9 protein-coding genes are annotated in these 5,559 nt (G+C 70.0%); 6 read left to right on the top strand and 3 right to left on the bottom strand.

All coding sequences use genetic code 11. The features are described from left to right. The 4 genes from V7702_RS16445 to V7702_RS16430 all read left to right on the top strand — a co-directional run. A partial coding sequence (locus V7702_RS16445; RefSeq protein WP_335651158.1) for a DNA cytosine methyltransferase occupies window positions 1-204 on the top strand: 204 nt, incomplete at its 5' end. Window positions 205-279: 75 nt separating this feature from the next. Further along, window positions 280-1,269, top strand: coding sequence for a cysteine synthase A (gene cysK, locus V7702_RS16440; protein ID WP_300579124.1), 990 nt, complete (start codon window positions 280-282; stop codon window positions 1,267-1,269). A gap of 37 nt (window positions 1,270-1,306) precedes the next feature. Then, a complete protein-coding gene (locus tag V7702_RS16435) occupies window positions 1,307-1,732 on the top strand; it encodes a very short patch repair endonuclease (protein ID WP_335651157.1) in 426 nt (141 codons plus the stop codon). A gap of 82 nt (window positions 1,733-1,814) precedes the next feature. Next, window positions 1,815-2,105, top strand: a complete 291-nt coding sequence (locus V7702_RS16430) for a hypothetical protein (RefSeq protein ID WP_335651156.1) — start codon at window positions 1,815-1,817, stop codon at window positions 2,103-2,105. 14 nt (window positions 2,106-2,119) lie between these two features. On the opposite strand, the gene V7702_RS16425 is transcribed toward V7702_RS16430, so the two are convergent. Continuing rightward, entirely contained in the window at window positions 2,120-2,650 is a 531-nt protein-coding gene (locus tag V7702_RS16425; RefSeq protein WP_335651155.1) for a DUF2244 domain-containing protein, read from the bottom strand. 9 nt (window positions 2,651-2,659) lie between these two features. Here V7702_RS16425 and nth point away from each other — a divergent pair, with 9 nt between their 5' ends. Next, entirely contained in the window at window positions 2,660-3,361 is a 702-nt protein-coding gene (nth, locus tag V7702_RS16420) for an endonuclease III (RefSeq protein WP_335651154.1), read from the top strand. Window positions 3,362-3,625: 264 nt separating this feature from the next. Here the strand turns inward: nth and V7702_RS16415 are convergent, their stop codons facing one another. Together V7702_RS16415 and V7702_RS16410 are read right to left on the bottom strand one after the other, a co-directional pair. After that, complete coding sequence (locus tag V7702_RS16415) at window positions 3,626-4,438, bottom strand: peptidylprolyl isomerase (protein WP_335651153.1); 813 nt, start codon at window positions 4,436-4,438, stop codon at window positions 3,626-3,628. Further along, entirely contained in the window at window positions 4,435-4,992 is a 558-nt protein-coding gene (locus V7702_RS16410) for a DUF6886 family protein (RefSeq protein WP_335651152.1), read from the bottom strand. The genes V7702_RS16415 and V7702_RS16410 overlap by 4 nt, the downstream gene beginning before the upstream one ends. A gap of 166 nt (window positions 4,993-5,158) precedes the next feature. On the opposite strand from V7702_RS16410, the gene V7702_RS16405 reads away from it, so the two are divergent. Then, a partial coding sequence (locus tag V7702_RS16405; RefSeq protein WP_335651151.1) for a PfkB family carbohydrate kinase occupies window positions 5,159-5,559 on the top strand: 401 nt, incomplete at its 3' end.

Raw genomic sequence — 5,559 nt, 5'->3', positions numbered from 1 at the left:
GGCGGCCTGCGCTCGCGCCTGGTCTCTCCGCGGGAATCCGCTCGGCTGATGGGCCTGCCCGAGACCTACGCCCTGCCGGCCTCGGCCAACGGCGCCTTGCATGTGACGGGGGACGGGGTGGCGGTTCCGGTGGTGGCCTGGCTGGCGGAAAACCTGCTCGGCCTCCTGGTCGACGCGGGATTCCAGCCCATCGCCGCCGAATGACCGGCTTACCATTTGCGACCCGAACCCCTAAGTTTGCGTCCAAAGGGCACGAAACGCGATTTTGAAGGCAGGTCCATGGACGCCAATTCCGACAAGACCTACGACGCCGAAGGCCTCCGCCGGGCGGGCCGGGGCCGGGTTTTCGACTCCATCATCGACACCATGGGCGACACCCCCCTGGTGCGCCTGCCGCGGCTGACGGCGGCGCTGCAGCCCAAGGGCGAGGTGCTGGCCAAGCTGGAATTCTTCAATCCGATCGCCTCGGTGAAGGACCGCATCGGTGTGGCCATGATCGAGGCCCTGGAAGCCCAGGGGATTCTCAAGGCCGGCTCCACCATCGTGGAGCCCACCAGCGGCAATACCGGCATTGCGCTGGCCTTCGTGGCCGCGGCCAAGGGCTATCCGCTGACCCTGGTCATGCCCGAGAGCATGTCCATCGAACGGCGCAAGATGCTGGCCCTGATGGGCGCCAAGCTTGAGCTCACCCCGGCCGAGCGCGGCATGGCCGGCGCAGTGGCGAGAGCCCGCGAGATCGTCGAGGCGACGCCAGGCGCCGTCATGCCCCAGCAATTCGACAACGGCGCCAACCCCCTGGTCCACCGGGTCTCCACCGCCGAGGAAATCTGGAACGACACCGACGGCAAGGTCGATGCGGTGATCTCCGGCGTCGGCACCGGCGGCACCATCACCGGGGTCGGCCAGGTGCTGAAGGCCCGCAAGGCCTCCCTGAAGATGATCGCGGTCGAGCCCGAGGCCTCGCCGGTGCTGTCCGGCGGCCAGCCGGGCCCGCACAAGATCCAGGGCATCGGGGCGGGCTTCGTGCCCTCGATCCTCGACCGCAGCATCATCGACGAGGTGGTCCAGGTCTCCAACGACGACAGCTTCGCCATGGCCCGCCGGGTCGCCCGCGAAGAAGGCATTCCGGTGGGGATTTCGTCGGGCGCAGCCCTGACGGCCGCCTTCCATGTGGCGGCCCGGGACGAGATGGCGGGCAAGACCATCGTCGTCATCATCCCCAGCTTCGCCGAGCGCTACCTGTCCACCGCCCTGTTCGAAGGGCTCTAGGGACGGCGAAGCGGCCGGGCCCAGGTCTTGGGACGTCATGACCGACGTCTATGACGCGAACAAGCGCTCGGCCGTCATGCGCCAGGTCAAGGGCTCGGGCACGACGCCAGAGCGCACCCTTCGCCGCCTGCTGACCGGGCTCGGCGCCCGCTACCGCCTGAACCGCAGGGACATGCCGGGCTCGCCCGACATCGTGCTGCCTGGACGGCGGCTGGCCATCTTCGCCCATGGCTGCTTCTGGCATGGCCATGACTGCGCGAGGGGCGCCCGCGTGCCCAAGACCAACCGCGACTACTGGCTGGCCAAGGTCGGGCGCAACCGGGCGCGCGATGCGACCACCGTCCAGGCGCTCTCGGCCTCGGGCTGGCGGGTCGAGGTGATCTGGGAATGCGAGATGAAGGACGAGGCCGCCCTGGCCGACCGGTTGGCAGCCCTGTTGCAGGCCAACCCACGAAGGCCCTAGCCTTCAGATGTCGTTAACCATAAATTCAGCGCGATAGGCCCATTTTGGGGCCGATTTCAGCCCCTGAAGCCTGGTTTTCGTCTTGAGCGCGATTCGACCGCCCTTCCCGAACGCCCTGCCGGCGGCCCCACAAGGGACCCCGCCGACACAGCGCAGCGCCGCCCAGAAGGCCTTCTTCGAGGCCGCCCTTGGCCGCGCCGCCCCGACCCAGGCCCCCGCCCAGACTCAGGTCCCGACCAAGACCGCCGCTGCGGCGGCTGACCTCCAGCGGCACGCCACACCGGTTCGTGAGGTCCCCCTGCAGGTGCGCGCCGGCGACGAGCCGCCGCAGAAGATCCTGCGCCCCGGCTCCCTGCTGGATATCCGCGTCTAGAACCGGTTCCCCATCTAGAAGCGGTTTGAACGGGCCTGCCAGATGGCGTTCTGCAGGGCGCGGGCGAAATCGGCCCGCTCGCCGGGCGACAGGGCCGCGGCCACCTGGGCGAACCGGCCTGACAACATCAGCTTCACGCCCACCGTCCGCTCGTCCTCCACCTCCACATCGACGCGGGTGAAGGCCGTGGGCGAGGTCCAGACCAGGGCCTGGGCCTGCGGCGTCTGGCGCAGCACCCGGACCTCCCGGGCGGTGACCTGGACACGCTCCACCTGCTTGGCGGCCTGAAAGCTGACCAGGAAGGCCAGCGCGACGGCGCCGACATCCAGAGCCAGGAAGATCGGCACCAGGGTCGCGCCCATCGAGAGGAAGACCAGGGCCGAGACGCAGTTCAGGGCGGTGACGATGGAGATAAGGATCACGAACCCTCGCTGGGACAGCGAGCGGTTGGGGGTGATGACCGCATCCATGTAATAGGGGCCGTCCATCTTGGCCGCGATATTAGCCGCCCGCACGCACTTGGCGAGGGGCTTTGCGCAGGGCATCAAGCCCCCATGGTCGCGCCGCCCAAATCCCCGTCCCGCAAGCCGCCTGCGAATAAGCCCCCTCGGCGCCTGTCGCCGGCCGAGCGGGCGCGTATCGCCACCCTGTTCGAGCGGTTCGAGGATGCGGAGTCCGATCCGCGCACCGAGCTCAACTATGACAGCCCCTATACGCTGGTGACCGCCGTGGCCCTCTCGGCCCAGGCCACCGACGTGTCGGTCAACAAGGCCACCGCCCGCCTGTTCGAGGTGGCCGACACCCCGGAGAAGATGCTGGCGCTGGGGGAGGAAGGCTTGATCCCCTACATCGCCTCCATCGGCCTGTTCCGCACCAAGGCGAAGAACGTCATCGCCGCGGCCCGCATCCTGATCGAGCAGCATGGGGGCGAGGTGCCCCTGGAGCGCGAGGCCCTGCAGGCCCTGCCGGGCGTCGGGCGCAAGACCGCCAGCGTGGTGCTGAACGAGCTGCGGGTCGAGCCGGCCATCGCCGTCGACACCCACGTCTTCCGCGTCGCCCACCGGCTGAAGCTCGCCTTCGGCAAGACGCCCGACCAGGTGGAGGCCGAGCTGATGGCGGTGATCCCGCAGCCCTATCTGGTCCGCGCCCACCACTGGCTGATCCTGCACGGCCGCTACATCTGCGTCGCCCGCAAGCCGAAATGCGACGAATGCCCCGTGTCCGACCTCTGCCCCTCGCGGGCGCTGTTCTCCTAGGCGCGCCTCCCCTCCCCGTCACCCTGGGCCTTGTGCCCAGGGTCCCTCGCGCCGCTTGCGCCCGCCCTCGACAGGGACCCTCGGGACGAGCCCGAGGGTGACGAGAATGGGAGGCCTTGCGTCCTTCGAGGCTCGCTTAGCTCGCACCTCAGGACGAGGGAGGTGGGTGCGGGCGTCTGCAGTCCGTCCTCATCCTGAGGCGCCCTGCGCCAGCAGGGCCTCGAAGGACGAGGGCGGTCGCACAGCCCCTCCACCCCACCGCCGTCAGCGCACCGGGATCTCCAGGTCGCAGAGGGTGAAGTCGGCGCCTTTTTCGGCGCGCAGGGCGGCGACGCGGGCTTGGAAGGCCTCGCCCTTGGGATCGGCGACCTCCAGACGCGGGCGCTCGGCTTCGGGCAGGTCGGCGGCCACGGCCACGCGGAGCATCTGGTCCGGCGCCTCTGGCGGCTCGCCCACCGCCAGGGACCGGGCCACGTCCAGGCCCACGATCACCCGGCCAAACGGGGTGTAGTCGCGGTCGAGGCGCCGGGCGGCGTCCAGCATGACGAAGATCTCGCTGTTGGCGCTGCCCGGATCGGCCTGGCGGCCCATGCCGAACACGCCGGGACAATAGGCGCCCCAGGCCCGCGGCCGTCCGCTGCGGACCTCTTCGCCGGCCGAGACCGCCGCGATCGGCAGGGATCGCAGAAACCCGGTGCGCCCGTCGCTGGCCTGGGTGACGAAGGCGACCTCGCCCGCCACCTCCGGGGTCATGAGGAAGGTGAATTCCGGCGCCAGGTCCGGATGGTCGGAGGTTCCGCCGTCGCGATTGTTCGGATTGCCGGTCTGGGCGACGAAGCCTTCGATCACCCGGTGGAACTGCAGGCCGTCATAGACGCCCTCCCGGGCCAGCTGCTTGACCCGGGCCACGGCGGCCGGCGCAACCTCGGGCGCGAGCTCCACCACGATGACGCCCTTGGTCGTGTCGATCACCAGGGTCTGCGCCGGATCGGGCCGGCGCCAGTCAGGCGCTGGAGCGGCCGTCGCGGCGAGGGGCAGGAGGGCGGCGATCAGGCCGGCGATGAGGGGCGTCTTCATGTCCAGTCCTTGGCGTTGCGCAAGCGGATGCCGCTGGCGTGCAGGGTCGTGTCCCACACCGGGCGCAGGTGGGTCAGGGTCTCAGTCAGGCGAAGCTCGACGCCGACCTCGCGCAGGGCGGCGGGCAGGTCGGTCAGCACGTCGCGCGCCAGGGGCTTCACCGCCTCTCGGGCCACCCACATGCCGGCGTCCTCCAGGCTTTCGAAGGCCTCGGCCGGCAGGACGTAGCGATAGAGGGTTTCGGCCCGCAGCCGCGCCAGCCAGTCCCATTCCACATAGGCGATCGCCTGGGCCGGACTTCCCCGGAACCAGGCCGCCCGATCCTCAGCCGTGCTGGCCTCCGTCGCCCAGAGCAGGATGCGCGGGCAGTCGCGGGGGAACAGGTACATGGCCTGGCGGGCGGCCTCGATGGCCCAGACGAGGGGGCCGTTCAGCCAGTCCCGGCCCGGCCCACGCTCGGACGGGACGCGGACGGGGCGGGGCTCGAACACCGCAATGCCCGGATCGTCGCTGAAGTGGTAGAGCTGCATGGCGCTGCGATAGCGCCCGATCATGACAGCCTGCGCAAGGTGGGCCTGCGCAAGGCCGGGGCGCCGTCATCTTTGGCCCGGCCGCGGCCTTGCTTCACATTGCCCCGACTGTGCTTTCCCTGTAATCGGCGCCCGTTCCCTGATCATCGCCCGTGATCATCGGCCCAACGAGAAGAGAAACCCTCCCGCAATGACCGAGCTTTACGACGTCGCCGCCATCGGCAACGCCATTGTCGACGTGATCGCCCCGGCCGCCGAGGCGTTCCTCGACACCGAAGGCCTATCCAAGGGCGCGATGATGCTGATCGACGAGGCGCGCGGGGTCGATCTCTACAGCCGCATGGCGCCGGGCGTGGAAACCTCCGGCGGCTCGGCCGGCAACACCGTGGCCGGCGTCGCCAGCTTCGGCGGCCGGGCGGCCTATCTGGGCAAGGTCGCCAAGGACCAGCTGGGCGACGTCTTCGCCCACGACATGCGCGCCCAAGGGGTGCGGTTCGACGTGACGCCGCTGGGCGCCGGTCCGGCCACGGCCCGCTGCCTGATCAATGTGACGCCGGACGGCCAGCGCACCATGTGCACCTATCTGGGCGC

It is taken from the genome of Phenylobacterium sp., from assembly GCF_036963605.1.
GTDB lineage: Bacteria > Pseudomonadota > Alphaproteobacteria > Caulobacterales > Caulobacteraceae > Phenylobacterium.
This window is presented reverse-complemented; position numbering and strand designations above follow the sequence as displayed.